The sequence below is a fragment of the Marivirga tractuosa genome (assembly GCF_042140215.1).
Taxonomy (GTDB): Bacteria; Bacteroidota; Bacteroidia; order Cytophagales; family Cyclobacteriaceae; genus Marivirga; species Marivirga tractuosa_A.
The window spans coordinates 3,914,630-3,940,625 of record NZ_CP159478.1; the positions used below are offsets into that span (position 1 = coordinate 3,914,630).

General features: G+C 33.1%; 20 protein-coding genes. 9 read left to right on the top strand and 11 right to left on the bottom strand.

Translation table 11 applies throughout. The features are described from left to right. Nucleotides 1-8: 8 nt before the first annotated feature. Together ABWH96_RS17535 and ABWH96_RS17540 are read right to left on the bottom strand one after the other, a co-directional pair. Entirely contained in the window at nucleotides 9-512 is a 504-nt protein-coding gene (locus ABWH96_RS17535; RefSeq protein ID WP_013453610.1) for an RNA polymerase sigma factor, read from the bottom strand. Nucleotides 513-882: 370 nt separating this feature from the next. After that, complete coding sequence (locus ABWH96_RS17540) at nucleotides 883-1,818, bottom strand: MerR family transcriptional regulator (protein ID WP_375578805.1); 936 nt, start codon at nucleotides 1,816-1,818, stop codon at nucleotides 883-885. 160 nt (nucleotides 1,819-1,978) lie between these two features. On the opposite strand from ABWH96_RS17540, the gene ABWH96_RS17545 reads away from it, so the two are divergent. Continuing rightward, nucleotides 1,979-2,281, top strand: a complete 303-nt coding sequence (locus ABWH96_RS17545) for a DUF4286 family protein (protein WP_375578806.1) — start codon at nucleotides 1,979-1,981, stop codon at nucleotides 2,279-2,281. 60 nt (nucleotides 2,282-2,341) lie between these two features. Here the strand turns inward: ABWH96_RS17545 and ABWH96_RS17550 are convergent, their stop codons facing one another. From ABWH96_RS17550 to ABWH96_RS17560, 3 genes are all read right to left on the bottom strand, one after another. Further along, a complete protein-coding gene (locus ABWH96_RS17550; RefSeq protein WP_375578807.1) occupies nucleotides 2,342-3,880 on the bottom strand; it encodes a S8 family serine peptidase in 1,539 nt (512 codons plus the stop codon). A 296-nt stretch (nucleotides 3,881-4,176) separates the two neighbouring features. Further along, on the bottom strand, nucleotides 4,177-4,956 hold the full coding sequence (locus ABWH96_RS17555) for a hypothetical protein (RefSeq protein ID WP_375578808.1): 780 nt from the start codon (nucleotides 4,954-4,956) through the stop codon (nucleotides 4,177-4,179). A gap of 17 nt (nucleotides 4,957-4,973) precedes the next feature. Next, nucleotides 4,974-6,215: an ABC transporter permease gene (locus ABWH96_RS17560; protein WP_375578809.1), complete on the bottom strand. Its 1,242-nt coding sequence runs from the start codon at nucleotides 6,213-6,215 to the stop codon at nucleotides 4,974-4,976. Nucleotides 6,216-6,349: 134 nt separating this feature from the next. On the opposite strand from ABWH96_RS17560, the gene ABWH96_RS17565 reads away from it, so the two are divergent. The 3 genes from ABWH96_RS17565 to ABWH96_RS17575 all read left to right on the top strand — a co-directional run bounded on the left by ABWH96_RS17565 (nucleotide 6,350) and on the right by ABWH96_RS17575 (nucleotide 12,082). Next, on the top strand, nucleotides 6,350-7,618 hold the full coding sequence (locus ABWH96_RS17565; protein WP_375578810.1) for an asparagine synthetase B: 1,269 nt from the start codon (nucleotides 6,350-6,352) through the stop codon (nucleotides 7,616-7,618). A 442-nt stretch (nucleotides 7,619-8,060) separates the two neighbouring features. Next, nucleotides 8,061-8,567, top strand: a complete 507-nt coding sequence (locus ABWH96_RS17570; RefSeq protein ID WP_375578811.1) for a hypothetical protein — start codon at nucleotides 8,061-8,063, stop codon at nucleotides 8,565-8,567. Nucleotides 8,568-8,872: 305 nt separating this feature from the next. After that, nucleotides 8,873-12,082: an ATP-binding protein gene (locus ABWH96_RS17575; RefSeq protein WP_375578812.1), complete on the top strand. Its 3,210-nt coding sequence runs from the start codon at nucleotides 8,873-8,875 to the stop codon at nucleotides 12,080-12,082. A 641-nt stretch (nucleotides 12,083-12,723) separates the two neighbouring features. Here the strand turns inward: ABWH96_RS17575 and ABWH96_RS17580 are convergent. From ABWH96_RS17580 to ABWH96_RS17595, 4 genes are all read right to left on the bottom strand, one after another. Continuing rightward, entirely contained in the window at nucleotides 12,724-14,058 is a 1,335-nt protein-coding gene (locus ABWH96_RS17580; protein WP_375578813.1) for a M24 family metallopeptidase, read from the bottom strand. 94 nt (nucleotides 14,059-14,152) lie between these two features. Beyond that, nucleotides 14,153-14,842 carry a hypothetical protein gene (locus ABWH96_RS17585; RefSeq protein ID WP_375578814.1) on the bottom strand — a complete coding sequence of 230 codons (690 nt, stop codon included), beginning with the start codon at nucleotides 14,840-14,842 and terminating at the stop codon, nucleotides 14,153-14,155. A gap of 170 nt (nucleotides 14,843-15,012) precedes the next feature. Further along, on the bottom strand, nucleotides 15,013-15,735 hold the full coding sequence (locus ABWH96_RS17590; protein WP_375578815.1) for a lysophospholipid acyltransferase family protein: 723 nt from the start codon (nucleotides 15,733-15,735) through the stop codon (nucleotides 15,013-15,015). A gap of 357 nt (nucleotides 15,736-16,092) precedes the next feature. Next, nucleotides 16,093-18,879 (bottom strand): CHAT domain-containing protein, encoded by a 2,787-nt coding sequence (locus tag ABWH96_RS17595; protein ID WP_375578816.1) that lies wholly within the window; start codon nucleotides 18,877-18,879, stop codon nucleotides 16,093-16,095. Nucleotides 18,880-19,079: 200 nt separating this feature from the next. On the opposite strand from ABWH96_RS17595, the gene ABWH96_RS17600 reads away from it, so the two are divergent. The 4 genes from ABWH96_RS17600 to xseA all read left to right on the top strand — a co-directional run bounded on the left by ABWH96_RS17600 (nucleotide 19,080) and on the right by xseA (nucleotide 21,829). Next, nucleotides 19,080-19,412 (top strand): DUF202 domain-containing protein, encoded by a 333-nt coding sequence (locus ABWH96_RS17600; RefSeq protein WP_375578817.1) that lies wholly within the window; start codon nucleotides 19,080-19,082, stop codon nucleotides 19,410-19,412. A 73-nt stretch (nucleotides 19,413-19,485) separates the two neighbouring features. Then, nucleotides 19,486-20,409 carry a universal stress protein gene (locus ABWH96_RS17605; RefSeq protein WP_375578818.1) on the top strand — a complete coding sequence of 308 codons (924 nt, stop codon included), beginning with the start codon at nucleotides 19,486-19,488 and terminating at the stop codon, nucleotides 20,407-20,409. Further along, nucleotides 20,409-20,585 (top strand): hypothetical protein, encoded by a 177-nt coding sequence (locus ABWH96_RS17610; protein ID WP_375578819.1) that lies wholly within the window; start codon nucleotides 20,409-20,411, stop codon nucleotides 20,583-20,585. Before ABWH96_RS17605 ends, ABWH96_RS17610 begins: the two co-directional genes overlap by 1 nt. Beyond that, on the top strand, nucleotides 20,585-21,829 hold the full coding sequence (gene xseA, locus ABWH96_RS17615) for an exodeoxyribonuclease VII large subunit (RefSeq protein WP_375578820.1): 1,245 nt from the start codon (nucleotides 20,585-20,587) through the stop codon (nucleotides 21,827-21,829). Before ABWH96_RS17610 ends, xseA begins: the two co-directional genes overlap by 1 nt. Before the next feature lie 207 nt (nucleotides 21,830-22,036). Here xseA and ABWH96_RS17620 read toward each other — a convergent pair whose 3' ends face one another. Then, the gene (locus tag ABWH96_RS17620; RefSeq protein ID WP_375578821.1) at nucleotides 22,037-22,819 is read right to left on the bottom strand and encodes a TIGR02757 family protein; all 783 of its coding nucleotides are present in this window, start codon (nucleotides 22,817-22,819) and stop codon (nucleotides 22,037-22,039) included. 2 nt (nucleotides 22,820-22,821) lie between these two features. Next, nucleotides 22,822-24,315 carry a LysM peptidoglycan-binding domain-containing protein gene (locus ABWH96_RS17625; protein WP_375578822.1) on the bottom strand — a complete coding sequence of 498 codons (1,494 nt, stop codon included), beginning with the start codon at nucleotides 24,313-24,315 and terminating at the stop codon, nucleotides 22,822-22,824. A 332-nt stretch (nucleotides 24,316-24,647) separates the two neighbouring features. Between ABWH96_RS17625 and ABWH96_RS17630 the strand changes: the two genes are divergently transcribed. Further along, the gene (locus ABWH96_RS17630) at nucleotides 24,648-25,994 is read left to right on the top strand and encodes a nodulation protein NfeD (protein ID WP_375578823.1); all 1,347 of its coding nucleotides are present in this window, start codon (nucleotides 24,648-24,650) and stop codon (nucleotides 25,992-25,994) included. The last annotated feature ends 2 nt before the right edge of the window (nucleotides 25,995-25,996 follow it).

Genomic DNA, 25,996 nt, shown 5'->3' on the forward strand with positions numbered 1-25,996 from the left:
TGTTGTTGTTAAGCATAAATCTTAAGAGCATCTTTCAATTCCTTTCTGGCAATATGGATTCTATTTTTAACAGTTCCAATTGGAATTTCTAATTTTTCAGCAATTTCATGATATTTAAATCCTCTGTAGTGCATCATGAATGGCTCTTTATAAACATCATCCAATTTAGAAATTTGACTTACTATATCCGCCATTGCAAAAGAACCATAAGCAGAATTTTGAGCTATATTTTCTGTCGAATTTATAAAGTGTAAATTTTCAGTGGTATCAATGAAAGTTTTTCTTCTTACCATTCTTTGGTAATTCGTGATGAAAGTATTTTTCATGATAGTAAACAACCATGCCTTTAAATTAGTACCCTCTGAGAATTTCTCTCGGTTTGAAAATGCTTTCAATACAGTTTCCTGAATTAAATCATTTGCCTGCTCCATGTCCTTCGTCAGCCTTAATGCGAAAGGTTTCATAGATTTCGTCATGTTATTAATCGCGTAACCAAATTCTAATGCTGTCATGATTGTCAGTGTTTAATGTTGTTTAACAAATCTATAATTTAATTAAACAATAACCAAATATTTTGTTTAATTATTTTTTATTTTTATTAAACATAACTAGACTTTTTATATTTATTATTAGCTAATAAATAGGCCTGTGCTCTATTAAGGCTGATTAAACGGATGTTTTTGTATGTAGATACATTAAATTTAAAAGTTTAATAAATGTTGAACAAAAAGGGATTTTTCTTAAGTTTTATTCATCATTATACTTAAGCTTAATCAAATTTGCGGTTTGGAAAAAAAAATTAATGACTGGAAACTTAAAAATAAGGGTATAAAAAAAGCCATCCTTTCGGATAGCTTAGAATTTAAAATTGAGAATTATTTCTTATTCATATTTCATGTTTTTTTGACCCTCTGGCCTTTTGGGGGAAAGTTCAATATCTTTTTCCTTAATGAAGTCAAGTAAATCTTCCATTTTCATAATGAATTCTACATTCTTCTTTCTTTTGATATCTTGACCTATAATCTGAAAACCTCCTACAAATAAGGTAGCACTACTAAATAGGTCTGCAACTTCATCTATATACTCTTGAACTTCAGATTTTTTTGGTGCTGCAGTACAAATAGTTAATACATAATCAGGTTGATGAATTTCCCTAACAGAATATAAGTCTGATTTTGGAAGATTTTGACCTAAATAAATAACTTTAAACTTTCGAGCCCTCAATAAGAATGAGGCAAACATTAACGACAACTCGTGTAATTCCCCTTCTGGTAAATATAATAACCATTTACCCTTAGATTCTCTTTCCGTGACGTATTGCCCATCTATGGCTACTGTCATTTTCTGACGAATTAAATTGGAAATGAAATGTTCTTGCGCTGGCAAAATACTACCGGTTTGCCATAACATCCCTATTTTGGCTAAAAATGGATATATAATATTCAACATGGTTCTTTCAAAACCATATTTTAGAATATTATTATTTAAAATACTCTCGAATCTATCTTCATCCATATCGATCATACTCAATGTTAATGAGTTGATTTGATCTGGAAATCTGAGATTTGTTTCTGCTATTTTTAAAACTTCTTTCCCAAGCTCATCTTCACTCATTTTGGCTATTTTGGATATTTTGTATCCATTTTCCTTAAGAGTAGAGATGTTTAACACCAATTTTAAATCTTCGTCACTGTAATAACGAATATTTGTATCGGTCCTCTTTGGTTCGATGAAATTATAACGTTGCTCCCAAATCCTGAGGGTATGTGCTTTAATACCTGATAGGTGCTCTAAATCTTTAATTGAATAACTACTCACTTTGCTTCTCTCCTTTCTACTTACCTGTTTAAATTAAAGTTTACTTCTTATAATCAATATGTTTTGGGTTGATAAGTAAAAAAATAACCACAAGACGTTAAAAATGTTTTTTAGAAACGATATTAAGTTTCAAATTTGTAAAAAAAAATTGAAAAACACCATGATAATTTATAATGTTACAGTGAATGTTGAGAAAGAGGTAGAAAATATCTGGGTAAATTGGATGAAGGAAATCCATATTCCTGATATTTTAGCAACTGGTTTTTTCCACGATCATAAAATGCTGAGACTATTGAATGAAACGGAAGGAGAAGGTGAGACTTATGCCATTCAGTATTTTACAGATGAGTTGAATAAACTGGAGAAATATATGACTGAGGAAGCTCCAAGATTAAGGGATGAACACAACAAGAAATTTCAAGATAAGTGTGTTTCTTTTAGAACTTTCTTAGAAACAGTATAAAAAGAGAAAGCTGTCTCAACTAAATTAAGACAGCTTTCAATATACAGCATTTAATTTTAATTATTGTACTGCAGCAAGTGCATTTAGATTTCCATATCCAAAATCAGAATTTCTGTTCGGATAAAAATCAGATGACTCCCTGAGTTTTTGTAATACTTGATCTCTGTTCCAGGATGGATTCTTAGACCAAACTAAAGCTGCAATACCCGCAGTAGTGGCTGTAGCCACGGATGACCCTCCTACAGTTGAAGGCTGATTTCCGCTCATAGCCACTGATAAAGGATGCGCATCAGATCCAGCTTTTTCCATAATTGCAGTAAAATCAACTTTACTACCTGAATGACAAGTGTTACATCTTTTATACTGCCCTTCTTTTACACCCGTAACAGCAACTGTTTCATTCATATTAGCAGGGAAGATAACTCCAAACCAATTAGTCCAGCTTGTAGAAGTACCAGCAGCAGCAAAAATCAACTTACCTCTTCCATAAGCATAACGAATTCCATCGGCTACTTTAGAATTATTAAAGACATCTCCAATAGACATACTAATGATTTTCACATCAGAGTGATTGCCGAGATATACTAAAGCTTCAGTAACTCCATCTTTTTCATTTCCACCATTTACTATTACATCACTTGTGCCTCTAACACCCACTAAGTTAGCATTATAAGCTACGCCCACTGCAGAACCATCATTACTTCTCGGAGCAGTAGCTACACCTGCCATTGAAGTACCATGACCACACTTATCATCTGGGCCATCATATTTTTTCCACCACCATGAACCCGTTTGGTAAGTTCCTTTTCTTTCAACTGTTCTATTTTGTGAATATCCTGAATTAAATTGATTATCTAATTTATCTTGATCAGGCGATAAACCTGTATCAATCATCCCAATTGTAATCCCTGCACCTGTGCTATAATTCCAAGCCTGGTCAATACCCATTTGCGGATAATTCCATGACATTTTAGCACCTGGAGCAATATCTGTATAAAGACCAGCTAAATTATTGTTTGGGTCATTTGAACAACCTGAATCACTATATCGCTCATTTTCGCCATATTTTTGAAAATCAACCTCATAACTTAATGGCTCAACATAACGAACGTTATCCAGTGAACGTAATCTATTGATTACCTCTAAATCATAAATCTTCATTTCAACAAAAGGCAATATTTCATGCGAAAAATTAGGCAAGTCCGCATCTGTGATATTTTTTTGCCTTTTCCTTTCGATTACCGAACGGGTTTCTTCAATAATATCCGTTCTTGAATTCACCCAATTAGGATCTTGTACATTAATTGAAGTAATTCTTTCATTAATGTTGCTTTCACCTGCTGCTAAGTATCCTACAGTTAGAATACTATCAGAATGAACTAAGGCACTCCACAATTGAACATCGTTAAGCTCTGACCAATTGAATTCATTCTTTTCCTCTAATGCGCTTTTAATAATTGCATCAATTGTTTCTTTGGGGACAATCTCAATCTCTTGTTCTGGCTGAACATTATCATCCAATACGCTTAAGTCTTCATCATCTTGCGAACAAGACCATAAAAGGGCTGAAGCTAATAATACTGTTAAAATTTTTCTCATTTCCATTGTGATTAGTTTTGGTTTTAATTTATGCTGTATGCAGAGTAATTTCCGAAACTTAAATTTAACTTACAAGTGTTTGTTAGAATTAAATTTGTATTTATCTAAGAAATAAGGAATTAAAATACACAGAAAAGTGCTTTAATTCCTTATTGAGTTAAATTTTTGAAACTTAAAAATTGAGGGTATTGAAAAACTCAATATGCTGAAAATGAAATGCTTTTAATGAAAAAACGAAATACTGATTTTATCAATCACTTTTTTAATAGCAAAAGGGCACAAATGCTTATAAACAACTAGTTCTTCTCAAAATAAACTTTTTTGCCATCATACTTAATCATGTATTGGCCTTTGGGAAGCTTTCTGATATCACAAGAAACATCTTTTCCTCTTTTTATTATCTTACTATTGTCATTATAAAGCAAATAACTTACTTCTTGTGTGAATTCTATAATCCAATTGTCTTCATCAATGGCATGGCTAATTTCTTCCTTATCCGAATAAAAATTAAAACTTTCTGAAAAATTAACCTCCATTTTTGGGTCATGATATTGAACTCTGTACAAATTATCACCTTGTATATGGTCAAGTTCAATACTGTGCTGATTAATGAATATCCCACCTTTTGTTTTAATAGTGTCTAGTGGCATCCATCCATCATCCATATTTTTTTCAACGATATAGAATCCTTCTTTAGATTCCTTTGTAGTTATCCAAATAATTTGATCTTCATCCACATAAACTTTTAACCAGCTAAATTTCAGATCATTTTCAATAACCTCAGGATTTGTCAATTCTGGTTGACAATCATCATGATGAACAATTCGGATTACAACCCTTGTATCCATCTCAAGATCTTGCATATCTATTTCAAATGCTGATATTTCGGGGTTTTCAACTACTAATTCGCCATTCAAATAAATTTTTTCTATACAAAAGCCTGCATCCTGACCTAAATAGGGATTTCTCACGAATACATTTTCACCATGAAAGAAGCCTCGAAAATAGCTGTCCTTGGCCTCTACGGCTGATGACAAACAGAAACATAAAAATATGAGGAATGAATATTTTTTCATGATAATTTACTTATCGATCACTCATATCTTAATGATTCGATAGGATCTAATTTGGAAGCTTTATAAGCTGGATAATAACCTGATATTAAGCCTACAATAATACAAATTATCACACCCACAATCATCCATAGCCATGGCACCACAAAACCACCGCCTTCACCAATTAGGGCCGATATCCCGTTACCGATACTTATACCTAAAATTATTCCTGCAATTCCTCCAATTTGACAGATTACAATAGCTTCCCATAAAAACTGTAAACGTATTTTCGTAGGAGAAGCACCAATGGCTTTTCGAATACCTATTTCCCGAGTCCTTTCAGTTACAGAAACCATCATGATATTCATTAAACCTATTGAAGCACCCAAAAGAGTAATAGCTCCGATGGCAAATCCTCCTATTCTTAGATATCCAGCTATTTCCTCCATTCTTTCTGCTAAAGATTCACTTTTTTGAATATTAAAAGAGTTTTCTTGACCTATGCCATCTCCTCTAATTCCACGCATTACACCAGTTGCTTCAGCTATACCTTGCTCCATCAAAATAGGATCAGGAAGAGAAACTGTTATATTATATTGTAGAGTATTGTTGGCAAACAAGGTTGATAATCCAACTGGAATTAATACAGACTGGTCTGCACCACCTCCACCCATACCACCTTGCTCTTCTAACACACCAATAACCTTGAAACGAGCACCAAAAAATGAGATGTCTTCATTTATTGGATTAACATTTTCTTTAAATAATTTATCAACCACATTAGCACCTAGAATTACGACTCCACTATTATTCTGAATCTCTAAGGGCGAAAAGTTCCTACCATTATCGATATCATATGCTTTTTGAATTAAATAATTTTCATCTGCAGCATATACATCTATGGTTGGTGTGGTCTTTTCAGATTTGTATTTCAGCTCAGCACTGCCCGTCATTCTGGTATATAATGAGACATCTCCTACATAATTATATTTACTCTTAAACTGAACAGCTTCTTTGTAACCAATAGGCTCATAACTTTTTTCTTTTTTTCCATCAGAAGTACTTCTTCTACCATCTAAACCTCTAGCTTCAATGTCGAAATTATTAGCACCTAATCCAGCTAAATTTCCACTTACAGAATTTTGTATTCCATCAATAGCGGTAAGTATCCCTACCAAAGCAGTTATACCAATTGCAATAATTGCAGCGGTCAAAATCGTTCTCAATCGATTCCCTTTAATCGATCTAACGCCTTCCTTAATATTTTCCAGATAATCCAAAAGCAGTTATTTTTTTGTAAATTTTAGCAATTTAATGTGATTATTCACGATATATTACATAAAAGTAAGAAACTTTGATTTGAAACTCCATTTATTATATTTAGTTATATATTTAAAAATAGATTAATATTAATATGATTCATAAAATTTTCCTTTACATATTCATTATTTTCCTTTCAGCTCAAAGTTTGAATGCCAATCAAATTTTAGTTCCTATGGATAAAGAGCAGTCCAATCATTTAAAAGCATATGGAGTTGCCTTTTGGATATTGGAGAAAGAAATACCCGTAGATTGGTTATTAAACCATAGAGGTGGTAGTTTTATGATTGAAAGCAGACAATCAATTATTAACGAGCTGATTATCAGAGGGGTTTCGTATGAAATCATATCCGATGCTGCGGCTAACAATATGCTGGACGAAATTGCAAGCCCCTCCTCCAATATGGATGCCATGCGATTGGATAAGGTGCCTAAAATTGCAGTATACTCTCCCAAATCAAAACAGCCTTGGGACGATGCTGTAACACTGGTGTTAACATATGCTGAAATACCCTATGATGTGATTTTCGATGATGAAATTATGACTGAAGGGCTTTCAGAATATGATTGGTTGCATTTACACCATGAAGATTTCACTGGTCAATACGGAAAATTTTATAGAAGTTATGCCAATCAACCTTGGTATATAGAGCAACAAAAGGAATACGAAGCCATGGCCAAAAAGCATGGTTTTAGAAAAGTATCACAATTAAAGCTAGCTATCACACAGAAAATCCGAGGTTTTGTCAATAAAGGAGGATTCCTATTTGCCATGTGTTCTGCCACGGACACTTATGATATAGCTTTGGCAGCGGAAGGAGTTGATATAGCTGCTAGAATGTATGATGGTGATCCTGCAGACCCAAATGCACAAGAAAAACTAGACTATGAGCAAACTTTGGCTTTTGAGGATTTCAAACTGGAAATGAATCCGCTCGAATACGAATATTCCAATATTGACCAAAATCAAATTGACCGCCCAGGAATGAAAGAGGGGAATGATTTCTTTACCCTATTCGAATTTTCTGCCAAATGGGATCCTATACCTACTATGCTTACCCAAAATCATGAAAAGCTGGTCAAAGGTTTTATGGGGCAGACTACTGCCTATAGAAAATCATTAATTAAACCAGATGTAGTGATATTAGGAGAAAACACTTCCATAGAGGAAGCCCGATATATTCATGGAATTTTCGGCAAAGGTTTTTGGACTTTTTATGGTGGGCACGACCCGGAAGATTACCAGCATTTTGTAGGAGAGCCACCAACTGATTTAAATTTACATCCTAATTCTCCAGGCTATCGATTGATTTTAAATAACATCTTATTCCCCGCTGCGAAAAAGAAAAAGAAAAAGACTTAATTAGTTAAATGCAATTATAACATTTTACTAATTCTTCTGTTAACAAATTAAATTTCTAGGAATTATGATAAAAAATCAGTTATTATTAAACAGAATTCTTACTCTACTTTTAGCCTTTTAATTGATAACCGTCAAAATAAATATATTCATATATTTATATTTAAATTAAATATCTCATGATTTATTAAATCGGTTAAAATACAGTATTTCAAATAGTTACATCTTTTCTTGTTTATGAAATTTCAGAACATACCTTTGCGAGCTGAAAATTTAATTTAACTCTAAAAAGTACAAGAAATGAAAACTACTACTACTAAAAACAATTCTAAAGTAAACACAGAAAAAGAACAATTAGTAAAGAGAATTATTAGGAAAAATAATTCAATGCAGTCTGTATGTATGACGCTTTGTGAAAGTCACTAATCAATTTACCTAGAGTAAAATGACTCAAGAAATTGCCAAATGCAATAAAGTGTTATTATCTGCGCTAGATTGTAATGAAGACAACATAATCATTGATGGCTTCATGGAAAGATATTCTGTAAACCGAGAGGAAGCAGAAGAAATCTTGCTCGAAACCAAAAAATGGCTATGGTTAGCTTCAGAAAACATTAAAGAGAAGAAAGGCTTTCGACTTTTTATTGATAATTCTTTGTTAATCATTGACGAAATGTGGCATAATTTTATTTTACATACTCGTCTCTATCAAAAATTTTGCAATGAAAAGCTGAATTTATTTGTGCATCACGAGCCTACACCTGCTTCCGAAAAAATAATAGGGTTTGACAGTAAGGAAGAGAAACAGAAATTCCAGAACATACAGGAAGAAAAATTGAGTCAGCAATTGTCTTATATCTATGATAAGTTAGGAGCTGAAACAGTCAGTAAATGGTATGAAGAATTTCCTGAGAAATTCAATACAAAGAAAATTCAAGCTTTAAAAAGATAAGCCTCCTTTCTTAAAACTTACCATAAGACGGCAGTTGTAATATCATTTACACCTGCCGTTTTTTTTATTCCTATATATAACAAAAAAATCATAGCAATAGCCTCCATATATCTTAAAGGCTTCAAGATTTTGGAAATTATTCTATATATTTCAAATTCATAGAATTATTACAAAAGAACTTGAAAGCAAGAGTTAAACATATTAATAATACCCTTGTGACTGTTAAAGCCATAGCAGTCATTTTGATTTTTTGTTTATTGACTTTTAAATCTTCTATAGGCCTTAACCAATCCTATTTTTCCCCTATGATGCAACATTATTCCGCTAAAGATTATAAAGCCGGAATATCCAATTGGGATATGCTGCAAACTGAAGACGGTTTATTATATTTTGCCAATTTAAATGGGATTTTACGCTTTGATGGAAAAGAATGGCGATATATTAAAATAGCAGGAGGTAAATTTGCCCGTAATATCCATAAAGATTACAGGGGTAGAATATTTGTGGGAAGCAATGATGAATTTGGGTTTTTGGATAATGACAGCTTGGGAAATACATATTATCAATCCATGAATGAAAATCTAAAACTTGAAAGGTTTGGGATTATACTGCAAATTTTAAGTATTGAAGAAAATGTGTACTTTATCACACGAAAATATTTAATTCGATTGAATCAAGATGGGTACAAACATTGGGAATTAAATAGGGGAATTGGCGGATTTACTTACCAAAATAATCTTTACATCAAAGAAGTCAATCAACCTTTATTAAAGCTTACAAATGATAGCTTAATTAGTATTTCAGGAACAAATAAAACCAAACCTGCAATAATTAGAAGTAATATTACTGACGGTAAAAAATCAAATGAAAAATACATTATTGGTACAAGCCAAAACAAGGGATATATTTTTAGAAATGACTCAATTTTAGAATTGAAAAACCAATATCCATTTGGCAATTCAATACTCTCCTTAAGTCGAAGAAATTTGATTAACAAATCTATTTGGGCATCCTCAGCAAATAAAGGAATTTTTAACTTTAATATTGGAGATTCAGTCTTTAACCATTTAGATGTTGAAAAAGGCTTACCTACTAATATTAATTTAAATATTTACTCAGATAATCAAAATGGAGTCTGGACTTTGCACCAAGAAGGTATTACGAGAATTCAGTCGGATAAAAAATTAATGCATTGGGGTGGTAGCTCAAAATCAAATTTAATTATCAATAAAATATCATATGTAAACGATCAAGTTTATCTCTCAACTTTAGATGGGCTCTACATTTTCAATGAAGAACTAATACTTGAACGCATCAAAAATACTGAAGATAGGCTTTTTAGCATCTCTCAAGTTCAAGATTTTGTTATTTCGTTAGGTGACAATGGACTTTATAAAATTAAAGAATCTGAACTAATCAATACCATTCCAATTAAGGGCGGAACAAATGCCTTTCTTGCAGAAAACAATCAGCTTTACATTAATACTTTTAGGGATGGAATTATTCACTACTCAATTGATACTGATGAAGTAAAACCTTTTATTCCAGAAATAAGTGGCTTTTGCAATAGTATATTAAGTTTAGGCTCAAAACATTGGCTAAGCTATAAATCAGAGGGCATTTATTTAATTAAGGAAAATAATGAAAATCCTAAATGGCAGTTTTTTAATCAAAATCATGGGTTACCAGATGTTAATGCTATTACTATTTTAAAGTCTATAGATGATGAAATTCTTTTTACTACCTCAAAAGGGTTTTACACTTTAAATGACAACCCCAAAGCTGATTCCAGTAATCTATTTATACCCCATTCCAAAATCACTGATGAAGAATTAAATATCAGCAATATAGACCAAGACAAATCTGGAAATTATTGGCTGACCGTAATTGAAGAGTCCCAAAAGCAAGTGGTTTTAAAACTTGAAAGAAAAAAAGACGGTAGTTATCAAAGAGTGGACAAGCCTTTGAAAGCTATACCTAACCAAAATTTTTCTACTATTTATGTAGACGAAGTTGAAGACAGTGTAGTATGGATTGCTGGAAATGAAGGTTTATATAGATATGATGAAAAGGTGAAGGTGGATTTAGAGATCCCTTTCAACACTTTTATAAAGAAAGTAAGTCTTAATGATTCTGTTCTTTCGCAAGGATTATATAAAGAATATAGGTCTACAGACAGTATCCCGACTTTAGTAATCGATCAGCCTAATGAATCTATTCCAAAAATCGAATTTTCAGATAATAACATTAAATTTGAATTTAGTGCTCTCTATTATGAACAACCAGAACGAAACCAATACTCCTATTACCTTCAAGGCTTTGATAAGGAATGGTCGGCATGGTCAAGTATGAACACTAAAGAGTATACAAATTTACCAGCAGGCAACTATCAATTTAAAGTGAAATCCAAAAATTTATACGATACAGAAGGAAATACTGCTGTTTATAAATTTAAAATTCTACCCCCATGGTATCAAACTACTTGGGCATATTTTCTATTTAGTATAATAGTTGTAAGTATCATTTGGCTTTTGATGCTAGCCTATACTTACAGAGTCCGACAGCATAGAAAAAGACTTAAATTGATAGTGGCTGATCGTACTTTTGAAGTGATCCAACAGAAGAAGGTTATAGAGAAGCAATTGCTAAAAATGTCAAATCTGAATGAGGAAATTAGCCAACAGCGAGATGACATCTTAGAAAAAAATCAGGAATTGGAAAGCTCCCAAGAGGAAGTTATAGCAATCAACAATAAACTACAGGAACTTAATCATGCTTTAGAAGCTAGAGTTGAGAAAAGAACGGCCAAAATAAAAGACACCATTCAAAAACTTCAACAAACTAATAAGGATTTAGATACTTTCACCTATAAAACTTCGCACGATTTAAAAGGCCCAATCAGTAGAATAAAAGGAATATTAGCATTAGCGAGATTTGAAAATCCAGAATCCAAGGCCGATAAATATTTGGACTTGATTGAAAAAACCACCAAAGAGATGGATATTCTTTTGAGTAAATTAACTCAAGTGCACAATATCTATAACTCAAAAGTTGAATACAAACCTATCGACATCCCGACCATCTTTACGGAAGTAATGGAGAAAATCAGTCCGTTGGTAGAGCAATCCAAATTCAAGTTTCAGTTTGATTTGAAAAATGAAAACGAGCTCAAAACGGATGAAAAAATGATGGAGTTGATTCTGCTCAACTTGCTTGAAAATGCTCTGATATATGCAGATGATGAAAAATCAAAACAAATTATAAAGTTAAGCACAGAACGAAAAGGGAATACTTTCTACCTCTCCATTGAAGATAATGGCTTAGGTATACCTGAAAAGCAATTACCTAGAATTTTTGAAATGTTCTATAGAGGATCTGAAAAATCTATTGGAAATGGACTGGGATTGTATTTGGTTAAGGTTGCAGTGGAGAAAATAGGCGGCAAGCTTAGTTGTGAGACGAAAGAATTTGAATTTACTCGATTTATCATTGAATTCCCCTTAAAAGAGAAATGATTTAATGTCAAAAGATTATAAGGTTTAGCTTAAAAAGCAATGCTCAAAAGTAAATGGCCATTGCTCATTAGAGTGCTAACAAATATTTCATTGCAAAATCATTGTAAATTCTAGACTCACGAGGTAAAATCCAGAACTAGTCAAGTATTGTAAACTCCTCTTGATTAATACTACAAACCTTCAAAACCAAATAATATCCCGATAAATGCGGGACAGGTCTTGCTCGAAGAGGGCGGGAAGGAGGACAAAAGGCGGGCCAGCGTAGGTATTTAGCGATGAAGCATCTTTTTGTTCCCGAGGATTCGGGACAAAAAGGAAAAGTAAAAACTACAAAATATAATTTTAGGTATAAGTCTATATTTAATATCCAAAACCTCAGATTTCCTCTAAACCAAAGCTTTTTGAGGTTTTAGATATGATAAAATATCAGAATAAGGACTTTATATTTGCTATAATAAAAATTAGAGTTTCATTTTAATTTTCAAGAGAAGCCTATTGTAAGACCTTTTACCGTCTGAGACATCTTCATGAGAGTTTCATTATTTAGTAGCACTAAAACAATGAACTGATTCTTCAAGAACTAACTTATTATCAGTAGATAATTCACAAAGTCTTTTTAATACTTAACAATCCTGCTTAGCTCATCTAGGAATAGCATAAATCTCTTCCTGCCTACCATCGATATAATAGATATCTTCCCCATCAAAAAAGGCTTCTTCTTCCAACATGATTCGGATTTCTTTATTCCATTCTTTAATGAAGACCGCAGCATTCAATTCTATAGAATAAGTGGTGTTTGGGTATAAAGGATAATCCCCACTTCCAGGAACTCCACCTTGCGAATCCCACATACCTATAGTTGGCCCAGCCGCATGGCCATGATAGCCAATTGGATGAGTATAAATAGTAGGTTTCAACCCTTCTGCTTTGGCTTCTTTTAAAGCCGCCAATAACATTTCATTACCTGTTCTACCAGTTTTAAATTGGTTGGTTAAATGATCTTGAACACTTTTCCCTTCTTCAAATGCTTTTACTAAATAATTGGGAATTCTACTTTCTCCAGGCTTTAAAACATAAGCATGTTGTTGTGTATCTGTATTTAGTCTCAAATAAGTGATTCCAAAATCGACATGTAATAAATCTCCAGGTTGAATGATTTGTAAATCAGGTCTTTTGCTAAAACTTCTCAAGTGATCAAAACTTTCTGGATCTGCTCTTTGAACATCCACTGTTGGATGAAACCAGGTCTTTAATCCTAACTTGTTGATTTCTTGGCGATACCACCATACTAAATCATCTGTAGTGCTCACCCCTGGCGTTATTGCCTCCAATGAAAACCCTTTTGCAATTATTTTATGAGCAACATTGCATAATTGTTCATAAATCACTCTTTCCCTTTCTGTGCGGGTTTCCAGCCATCCTACTGCCAATTTCTCAGCAGAAACTACTTTTTTTTGTTGCGATTTCGGCAATGCTTCCATCAATAAATCATATTCAGATTTTACTAATCCATCGGCATGCGAAAAATCATTGGACATATTTAACCCTATCTTCTTAGGGTTCTTTTCTTCAATAATTTCTGCTAACCTTTTCCATTGGTCAGGCTGCGTATCGGGGTTCCAGGCTCTTTTGAAAATCTCACCCACATCATATCTCGCAACTGCTTGAGTTTGCAATTCCGCTCCCTTTTCAGGCTGATAAATTACCAGCATAGTGGTTCTTCGTGCAGCCATCCAAGTGGAAGGCAACATGGTTTTGATAACAGGGTCTTCATTATATTCGCTAGAAATTACAAGCCACATATCGATACCTGTTCGTTCCATGATTTCGGGAAGAACAGTCTCAAAACGTTCAGCTAAAATTTCATCCTCCACTTTTGCTTGCTCTTCTAAGTTAAGAATTTCAGGATATTGAGCTAAACTGCTATAAGTAATGAAAAACGACACTAAAAGAGAATATATAAATTTGATTTTCATATGGTAGTTGGGATTAATTTTCCTTTTAATTTAAACTGAATGGAAATTTTAGCAAACCTATAAAACAGGAGTAAAAAGTATTTAAAAACGTTAGTTAATTGATTTCAGTAAGGACAGTATAACTATTCAATTTCCCGTTTTTATCGTATTGTTCACTTCTGACTACACCAACATTTTTAGCTATCCATTCCACATTTTTGGTTTCTCTTGTAATCATTGCATCCAATTTTATAATTGAGTTGATTTTCCAAGCTTCATAAGTCCCTGCAGGTACTTCAATATTTTCTTTTGCCATTACTTTTCTGTCCTGAATTTTAATTTCCATATTCATCTGCATTGGTTCAGCAATTGTCATATTAACACCTCCATCTTCCAAATATTGACCAACTTCCAAATTTTCTGGAATTGTAATAGCTTCAAATTCCATTTCTACGTCCATATTTTTAAAACCTTCCATAGTTTCTTCAGGAATATATTTGGACATATCCATTTCTACCACACCATCTTTACAAGTAAATTCTACTTCTTTTTCCATTACAACCTTATCCTTTTTATCATAAGAAATGAGCATCACATTGGCAATTAACATTCCATCCTCCTCATCTAAGGATAAAACTTCATAACTTTGTTTTCCTTGATATTTATCTTTGGCATTATAATTTGCAGTTGTCCATTTCCTACCTTCTTCCAATAAGAAATATGGATTACAATCTGATTGTGCCCACGATTTAAATGGGATTGATAAGATAAGAATTAATGCAAGTCCTTTCAGTAAATTTTTCATGATTTGGTGATTTAGTTTTCACCAAATTACAATTTTATCTTGATAGTGGCAATAATGTTTAAGTTGTGGAAAATTTTAATTTATAGATTTTCGACTTGTTTGGCACAAGCGAGACGCTTGCCAGGGGAGATTGAAAAGAATGCTTTTTTATAGGATTTTAACAATAACTTTTAATCCAACAACTCCGCCTGCATCTTCTCCACCACCTCAGCCTTCAATTGAGGCAACTCTTTTTGGGTTAAACCTATGGTCGATATAGGAGCCAATAATTTTACATATACTTTCCCAGGATTCATAACGAAACTACTGGGTTTCATTAGTTTAGCTGCACCTTTAATGACAACAGGTAAGATAGGAGCTTGGGCATCAATCGCTATTCGGAAAGCACCATCGTAAAATCCTTGAAGGGGCTTATCAGTTCGGTTCATGGTTCCTTCTGGAAATACCAAAATGGAATTTTCATTTCTCAAGACTTCGTTTAGGCGATCTTTACTTCTCTGCCTGCTTTGAGGATTTGACCTATCCACTACTTCTGTAATAGTTTTAATAATAATTCCGAAAATGGGGATTTTGGTTAATTCCTTTTTTGCCAAAGCTTTGAATGGAGCATCAATTGCCTGTGGGATGGCAGGAGTATCCAGAAAGGAAGTATGATTTGAGATAATCACATAATTCTGACCTTTTTCGAAGTTCTTTTTACCTTCTACTTTATAAATGATACGATTAAAAAAGCTGAAAAGAAATGACCATAAACGAATGGCCTTAAAGCTTAACCTACTCCCTTTTTTACTAATCAGTGATGGAATAATAAAAAAAGGAAAAAGGATTATCATGAAAACATGAAAAATCAGTAGCGCCCAAACGGTATAGATGAATTGGAAAAATTTCAGCATTTATTCTGTAATAAAATTATGATTTGTAAGGACAAAGATGCTGAATTTTCCTGTTTTAGGTGTAATTTTATTGGAAATATATGATTAGACACTAATGAACAAAAAGATATCTACCATTTTATCTAGAGCTACCAACACCCCTATAATCCCCTCCAGGGGATAGTTCTCACAGATTAATATCAACTGAAATGAATAAGCTATTTCAATTTTTTCTAAATACTTAAACCAAAAATTAGATAAATTGGTGTCAATCAAATCATTAACCATCTTGATCCAGAAGATTCCTGATAATTTCTTCCGCTTCGCTTCAGAAATTTCAGGAATGACGGACTAATCGAATAATTCTAGTTCTTAAAATCACCTACTAAACATAATAAAAGCACCCCAGTAATAAGGATGTTTATATTCATTTAACATAGCCAATTGAGCTGAACGGAAAGCATCTGGTATTGCTTTACCTTGTACATTTTCTCTGTAAAAACCTGACATTAGTTTTTGAGTAGCGGTATCATCCACTTTCCATAAACTCATCACTAATGATTCAGCTCCCGCTACTATAAAAGCTCTTTGCAGACCATATACGCCCTCTCCTGCTTTCACATCACCTTTTCCTGTTTCACAAGCAGAAAGCACTACCATTTCCGTATTATTCAAATTTAGATTAATGGCTTCATAAGCTGAGAAAAATCCGTTATTACTTTGATTAAATGATTGCGAACTTCCTGAGCTTTCTTCTGCTCCAGCTCCCGTGAGCAATAAGCCTGAGCGTAATAATGGATTCTGTCTGATGTATTGCAATTGCACTCCGAACAAATTATCATTTGACTGTTTATCTTCCAAAAAGTAACCATGACTAGCCAAATGCAGATATTTGGGAGATTTTACTTGCTTTAAATTCGATTCATTGGCTTCATTGCTCAGATATTTTTGCATTTTCATGCTAGGAGAAAGGTAATTTGAAATGTCTTCTATTTCCTTTCTTGTGCCTGGCAATTGTGCTATACTTTGGCTATTAAAATTAGGATCTCCCATCAAAAATGCTGTTTGTTGACCAGCCGATTGAGTCGATTTTTTAAATAGAATATCATTTGGATGACCTATATAGCGGATATCATGATCTTGAATCAAATACTTTCCATTTGGTTGCTGCAGCGTATTCATATTCACCTGATTGTAAATCCCATCGGGTGAAATATAGATTCTGCTGGTATTACCAATTTCATTTTCTATTTTCTTCCAATATTGTGCATAAGAATAATCATCTTTCATTTTTTGATTAATGACATTATTGTAATAAGCATAATATCTATTTTCTAACAGATTACCCTCTTTATTGATTACGATTTTGGGTTTACTAGTTCCTTTTTTTAAAACCACATATGCATATGCATTTTTAGTTGTGAGTTGCTTATCAAAAATCGGATATTGTACGATTTCCACTATCACCTGATCAGTTTTCAAGCTATTCAAAAGGGTTCTATAATCCGTATTTCTACCCTCATAAGCACTTGAAAATGCTTCTGATCTTACTGATAAATCTTTCTCTGTTTGATTGGTAGCATTTTCCAATGAATCTACATTTAGGGATTGCTCCTCAATTTCCTCATCACTTAGAGCATAGGCATTAGCGAGTTGTTGCTTCTGATCCAGCCATTGTTCATAAAGTGCAGTTAACTCTTCATCATTTTGGTTAAAAATTGTATTTCTCAAAGCCGTGGACGCACTTAATAGAATCCCTTTGGTAGCTAATCTATATTCCATAAAATTCTCTAAAAGCTCAGGATAATCTTGGTAATTTTCTAATGCAAAATTATAGAACCTGAAAAACCGAGGTTTGAGTTGCTCCCAGTATTTGGTTTTTTCAGCTTCGCTTAAAGCTGGAAAATAGTCTTTTATAAATTCCTGACTTGTTCCCATCACTCTTTTGAAATAGCTATTAGCTGATTCCGTTTGACCATTAGCCCAAAACCATAAAGCCATATCTTCCTGACTTTTCACAACTTTGGGATGCGCTTTGGATAGCTTTCTTTCTCTAGTATAAAGTGCCGATTGCAATAAGGGTTCAGCTTTTTCATTTTCTCCTAAAAAGCGATAAAGATTTCCTAAATCAGATTGCGTTCCTGCAGTGGTTAAGTGTTCAGCTCCGAACTCATCTTCATAAATTTCCAATGCCAATGTTAAAGCCTCCTCAGCTTTGTCATACTCTCCTTTTTCCATATATAATGCTGCAATATTGGATTTCATATGCGCATAATCAGGATCATTCTTAGCATTCAGTTTTAACCTACTCTCCTGTAAATCTAGTACTTCTTGAAATGTATTTTCAGCAGTTTCTAAATCACCATTTTCTTGTTCGAGAATGGCTCTGTTAGTCAAAAATTGAAGGTAAGTACTGTTTTTCTCTGTTAAACTCTCTTTGGCTATATCATTACATTCGTGCATTAATCCTAAGGCTTCATCAGCTCTGCCCATGTATTGATTTAAGATGGCTTTGTTATTTAGATAAATGGCATAAGGCAGCATTTCACTTTCCTTTTCTGCATTCAAGTTTCTACCTAATTGTTGAATGATTTTTTCTGCCTCAATAAAATTTCCTAAATTAATTTGAAGCACTCCATAATTATTTAATTCAGCCAAATAGCCTATACTTTCTTTTCCTTGCAGCTCTTCCCAGCCATCTAAAGCTTTTTGAGTGAATTCTTCTGCTTTAGTATAGCGCCCCATATCACTATATAGCAAGCCTAAAAGCCCAATAGATTTAAGGTAATTAGGCTCATTGGTTCCCGATATTTGTTCATATTTTAGTTTGGCTAATTTCAAATTCGTTTCAGCCATAAACTGATTACCCATTTTATAATTCAGACGACCAAAATCATAAATATCCCTTGCTTCTTGCAAATCAGTCTGAGGCTCATCATCCCTCAACAAAAAATTAGCAGTTTTAATCAAACCTTCTCCCTTTTGTTGGTTTTCAAATGATTCAGTTTTATCCAAAAATGCTATCGCATAGTTAAAAGAAAGCGTATCATAACTCTCACGCTTTTCCTCCGTTTTTTCTGTTAGTTTTTCTTTCACTAGTTTCTCGGCCTGTTTTTTAAGTACATTTCCAACTCCAAATTGCGCTAAGGAATTATGAGTACACATGGTTAATGACAGGACAAAAAAGGTTTTAAAAAATATTTTTAAGTGAAAAGACATGGCTAAGAATTCGTTTTGTTTTTGATAATGCTAATAAAAATGAACAATTTTCATAAAAATAAGTAAAATAATTAGTGATATATCCATAACAAAAGCTAAGAAATTTAATTTCTGAACAATTTTTTAATATGATGAAAAAAATACGAATGCCTAAGATAGTCCCTGATTATAAAAACAGGGAAAAAATTATCTTAAGAGACTTTTTAGCCTTAGAAAGAACTACTCTAGCCAATGAGAGAACACTATTTGCTTATATCCGAACAAGCCTTTACCTAATTTTAGGTGGTATAGCCTTTTTGAAGATGGAAAGTTTGCAAACCGTGCAATGGCTGGCCTATTTATCATTTGGTATAAGTTTCCTTATGATAATTTATGGTTTGATTCGTTATTTCAAATTAAAACGTAAACTTCAAAAGTTTTATGATGAGGATCAAATGCGTCAATTTGAAGAAGAAGAGGAAAAACCAGAGGCGGAGTAATTTTTCTTGTAATTTTTAATTAGTTTGGAAATTAGTGTTTGTACCTTTGTAACCGAATTCAGATTATACCTTTATGTATCCAATCAAAAAAGTAATTATAGGATTAGATTTAAGTGAATTAGATCAAACTATGGTTGAATTTGCAGATTTTTTATCAAATGCATCAGCTGTAGAAGATATCTATTTTGTAAATGTTATCAAAAACCTTTATATCCCTAAAGAGGTATTGAAAGAGTTTCCTGATATGGTGGAAAATGCCATAAAAGAAAGGAAAGAAGAGATGGAGAAGAAGTTTGAGAAATTCAGTAAAGGAGAACACAAATCAAAATTTCATTTCAGTGTTTTAACTGGAAAAATTGCGGATAGCATTTTAAAATTCACTAAAGAGAAAGATATAGATCTAATTGTAATGGGCAGAAGAGAAAAAGCTGAGCAAAGTGGGTCTCTTTCTCAACGTTTGGCAAGAAGGGCAGCTTGTAGCCTTTTGATTATTCCTGAAGGAACAAATGCCAAAATGGATAGAATATTAGTCCCTAGTGATTTCTCTGAATATTCAAAATTAGCTTTAGAAGAAGCTATTAATATTGCACGCTCTAATCAAAATTCTACTGAAATTACTATTCAAAATGTATTTACTGTTCCTACAGGATATCATTACACTGGAAAATCTTTCGAGGAATTTACAGAAGTGATGAGGGAAAATGCTGTTAAAAATTATAAAAAATTTATCAGTAAAATTGATACAAAAGATATAAAAATAAATGCCGTTTATTCACAGGATACGAATGAAGATGTAACCACAGATATGGTTGAAAAAGCCCATGAAATAAATGCAAATGCTATTATAGTAGGAGCAAAAGGGAGAACTGCCACAACTGCTTTTTTTCTGGGAAGCATAGCAGAAAGATTAATCCAATTAGACAATGATATTCCCCTAATGATTGTAAGACCGAAAGGTAAGAATGCTGGATTTCTGGAATTCTTAAAAGAATTGTAATGCGTAAAACCATAGAAAAATTTTACGGTTGGCTTTTTGCTGATAAAGAAAGTGATGAGGAAGTTCCTTATGCCAATAAACGCTTTATGTTCTGGTTTTCCATCATCAGCTTTGCCATAGTGCTATTTTTCATCATAAAAGATGTTATTAAAAACATCCAAAACGTGCCACAATAATGCAGCACATTTCTCTTACAGACCTTAATTTATTAATAAAAGATACGCTAAACACACAACTGGAGCCATCCTATTGGGTAGTAGCAGAGATTGGAGAGCTAAGAGAAGCCCGCAATGGTCATTGTTACATTGAATTTGTTGAAAAAGACGAAGAAAGCAATCAATTGCTTTCCAAGAGCAGAGCTACTATTTGGTCTTACAGCTACAGAAGCATTAGTGCTTGGTTTCAATCTATAACTGGAGAAAGTCTAAAAGCTGGAATGACGGTTTTGGCAAATGTTCAGATTCAATTTCATGAAGTTTACGGATTAAGTCTTAATGTAAAAGATATTGATCCCAATTTTACTTTGGGCGAAAGGGCAAGAAAAAAGCAAGAGATCATTGCTCAATTGAAAGAAGATGGTGTTTTTGAGATGAATAAAAGCCATGCTTTGCCTATGGTGCCTCAGCGCATTGCCATTATCAGTGCTGAATCTGCAGCAGGCTATGGAGATTTCATGAACCAAATCTTAGACAACGATTATCAATATAAATTGCAAAGCAAGCTTTTTGTAGCTACCATGCAGGGAGACAAAGCAGCACAAACGATTATCTCTGCACTACATCAAATCCATGAGCAGATGGAAAATTTTGATGCGGTGGTGCTGATTCGAGGCGGTGGTGCTCAAGTGGATTTGGATTGCTTTGATGATTATGAATTAGCTGCTCATATAGCGCAATTTCCTATACCAGTTTTTACTGGGATTGGTCATGAACGTGATGAAACTATTTGCGATTTAGTGGCGCATACCAAATTAAAAACTCCGACTGCGGTTGCTGAATTTTTGATCAGGGGTATGAGGATTTATGAAGAGAAAATCAATCTAGCAACACAGAACATATTAGCTCATCTCAATCAAAAAGTAGAAAGAGAGCAGCATAAATTGAATGATCGAAAGCATTCGATGCGTTATGCTTTAAAAAAGCATTTCAATAAAGCGGAAAATCAATTAGGCCGTTATCAGCAGAAATTGCAATATGATGTTCGTAAAAGCTTCCAAAACACTCATCAGAAATTAGAGATTTACGAAAAAACACTAGAATTAATCAATCCTGAAACGGTATTCAAAAAAGGCTATTCCTACACCAGCCTGAATGGAAAAAGTATTATGGGGCAGAAGTTGAAAAAAGGAGATGAGTTGAAAACTATAACAGCTAAGCAGGAAATTAAAAGTACAGTTAAAACTGCCGAGAATAGAGATTAGAAAATGCAAATCAACAGCCTAAGACTGTTTTTTCTTTAACCACTAAGATCTCCAAGAATTTCACAAAGAACACAAAGGAATAGCCAAAGGCTACTTAATTTTTAAAGTTTTGTGAAATTTAGTGAAAAGCATTGTGGTTAGTCTTTAAATCTATTTGTTAATTGAATTTAATACTAAATTACTAATTATCAAATTATTAATTACTAATCACCTCCCATAGCCTTCCATAATCCCCAGTCCAAAAAGTGCGAAATCATATTTTACTGGATCATTAGCATCCATTTTTCTTAAGGCTTGAGTGAGTTCTTCTGCGGTTTGCCAGTCGGTTTGCTTTCTTTGGATTAAGCCTAGTTTTCGGGCTACTCTATCCACATGCAAATCACAAGGACAAATTAATTCTGCAGGTTTTATCTTCTGCCAGATTCCAAAATCAACGCCTCTATCATCTTGCCTTACCATCCATCTCAAGAACATATTGATTCTTTTACAAGCTGATTTTCGCTCAGGAGTAGCAATGTGTTTACGGGTTCTTTGAGGAGCTAATTCGGAGGTGAAAAAGAAATGGTGGAAAGAAATCAAGCTTTGCTTCATAAATTCAGAATCAGAAGATTTTCCTAATAGAAAAGCTTCCTCTAGGCTATCGTATTTCTGATAAAATTCTTTGAAGAAATGAATAAAATAAAGAGTGTCAATATCATTGAAAGTCCTGTGCTTGAAATGCATTAAGTCTTTCAAATCATTTTCAGAATGGTTTAAGATAAATTCATGCGGACTATTACCCATCATCGCCATCAACTCTTTGCATTTATTGATAATGGTTTTGCGCTGTCCCCAAGCTAAAATGGAAGCAAAAAAAGCAGAGATTTCGATATCCTGCTTTTTTTCAAATAAATGTGGAATGCTAACGGGATCATCTGCAATAAAATCAGGACGATTATACAAATCATATTTTTCATCCAGCAAGGACTTTACTTCCTCGAAGCGCTTCATTTTTAATCTTTCAAAGGAAGATAGCTAATTTCAACAGGGAATTTATAATCTACTCCACCCAGCTTTTCAAATGCTTTTTTGGAGATTCGGATAATTACTTTTTCATCAACTCCAGTGTTCGGTAATTTTCCTAAAACCCTCACAAAAACGATTTGATCATTTAAATCATTCCTTACCTGCATGATAGTCCCAATTTTGGCAGTTCTATGCAATGCCAAATATTTCTCTGTTCCTTCTGAGCCTTCAATTACTTCAGCAACCCCTTTTTCCTCTATCTTATCAATTTTAGGCATATCATCTTCCTCCACTGTAAAGTACGCTTTGGTATCTTGTTTTTGTGGATTTTCAGATCGCTTTGGTTTCGGATTATCGAATTCCGGCTTCTCTACTTCTTCTTCAATTTTAACATCTGCCATTAAAGCATCAGGATTTTTAATGTATAATTTTTGCCCTCGGCTTAATTGATAATTATCTAAACTATTCCATTTTCTTAAGTCTTCTACTTCAACTCCATACTTATCAGATAAGCTATACAGTGTCTCTCCTGATTCAACTGTATGTATGCGTGATTCATCAACTTCTATAGATTCATTATTTTGCTTTTTATCCACATCAGCTGATTTTTCTTCTTCAATTTTTGGCGGTACAATTTTGATGACTTCACCTCCAAAAAATGGTTCTTTGAATTTATTCCATTCTTTTAATTTCGCTTCTTTCAGGCCATACATATTGGCAATCTTTTTATAAGTTTCACCTTCTTTGGCATTATGAAATGTTTGTACACTTGGAGTTTGATATTGAGATTTTGGCTTTTCCTCCTTTTGCTTTTTAGAAGAATCAGCTTTTATAATTAATTTCTGGCCAACAGCAATATTATTATCCTTTAAATCATTAAGCTCAATAATTTCACTTTGTGTAACATCATATTTTTTAGAAATACTATAAATGGTTTCACCCATATCCACAATGTGAGTGATTTGCTCTTTATCATTAGCTTCTCTATTTACATTATCTTGCTTTTCATCTGAAGTTGATTGAGTTGGTTTACTCACCCATAATTTTTGACCTATATCCAAATTAGTAGATTGCAATTCATTCCACTTCATAATATCATTTTGACTTATATCATATTTTTTTGAAATTGAATATATCGTCTCTCCTGCTTCAACAGTATGTTGCTTAGCATTCGACTTAGGTATGCTTACACCCCCAGAGGTTGTGAATTCTTCTTCTTTATAAGGAATTAAAAGCTCTCGACCAATCTGGTCAATTTTATAACCATCTTTCTCTTGAGGGTTAACATCTTGAATTTCAGCTACTGAAACATGATAACGTTTACCCAAAGAATAAAGGGTTTCTTTCGGCTCAAGTTTATGTATGATATATTTTTCTCCATCAATAACTTTGATCCCTACTGAATCAACTGCGATAGCTTTTGCATTGATAGAGGTAATTAATATAACTAATAAACAAATAAATGAAATTTTGATTTTCATGCTTTTTTAAGGTATTCGATTGCTTTACAAAAATGGTTATTATGTAATGATAAGTAAAATAAAACTGAGTTTTAATTCATAATTAAATAAATTAAACGTGAATTTGACTTAAGCATTATAGATTTTAACATTTAAAAAAATTTAATTTTAATCTATGGCTAAAATAATCATTATTCTTCATTTCAACCTTTTAATTTTGACAAGAAATTCGAGTATGTGGCACAAAATAAATTGACAATCAAAATAACATAAAAGAAAAATTATAAAAATGTCGTTGTATATTATTGTTGCTTAAATACTAATCTCTTAAATTGAATGCATAATTTCTATACATGAAAAAAATCACCCTTATTTTATTTGTTATGGGAATATTTCAAATCCCACTTTTTGCTGATACAACTGATACGAAGCAAGAAATCTTCATAATGGAAATAAAGGATCAAATTGATGCCAGGACCAAAAGATATGTTGATTTAGCTTTACAAGAGGCAAAGGATAGAAATTCCACGCACATTATCATTGAAATGAATACCTATGGGGGCGCACTTTATGATGCTGATGAAATCCGTTCCGCTCTTTTAAATTTAGATATCCCCGTTTATGTCTTTATAGATAATAATGCTGCATCAGCTGGTGCACTTATTTCAATAGCTTGCGATAGTATTTACATGGCACCAGGAGGTAGCATAGGAGCAGCAACTGTGGTGAATCAAACTGGGGAAGCAGCTCCAGACAAATATCAATCTTACATGCGTTCAATAATGAGATCCACCGCTGAGGCTTCAGGCAGGGATCCTAGAATTGCAGAGGCCATGGTAGATGAAAAAATAGAAATAGAAGGAATATCTAAAGCAGGTGAGGTCATCACATTTTCCACTTCCGAAGCAATGAAATATGGATTTTGTGAAGGTGAATTTAACAATACAACTGATTTATTAACGCACTTGAAATTAGACATCACTAAAGTTCATCGCTATGAAATGAGTAATACTGAAGCAATCATTTCTTTTTTCATAAACCCTTTTATTAGTGGGATTTTAATATTAATTATAATAGGCGGAATATATTTTGAGTTGCAAACACCTGGTGTTGGTTTTCCAATAATGGCTTCAATTATAGCCTTAGTACTTTATTTAGTCCCTTATTACTTAAATGGACTAGCTGAAAACTGGGAAATATTAGCCTTCATTATTGGCCTCATTTTAATAGCTATTGAGGTGTTCGTAATCCCTGGCTTCGGAATATTCGGCATTCTAGGATTGATATTAACTTTGGGTTCCTTGGTTTTTATGATGTTGAATAACGAAATGTTTGATTTTGAATTTGTGCCAAGCGAGAATATTACAAGAGCACTGTTAACTACTCTAACAGGTCTGTTCGGTAGCATTATTTTAATGTTTTTTGGAGGAGTTCGATTAACCAACAGTAAATTTTTTAAAAGAGTAGCCTTGCAAGGAGTTCAAGCCAAAACCGAAGGTTATTCATCACGGTTTATTAAAGCGGGTTTAGCAGGTAAAACAGGTACTGTGTTTTCAGTTTTGAGACCAAGTGGAAAAGTGGAAATTGAAGGAGAGTTGTATGATGCTAATACAAGAGGCGAATATTTAGAACAAGGAGAAAAAATAGTGGTGGTAGATGAAAGTGGAACGAGTTTAAAAGTAAAAAAAGCTGAAAACTAAAA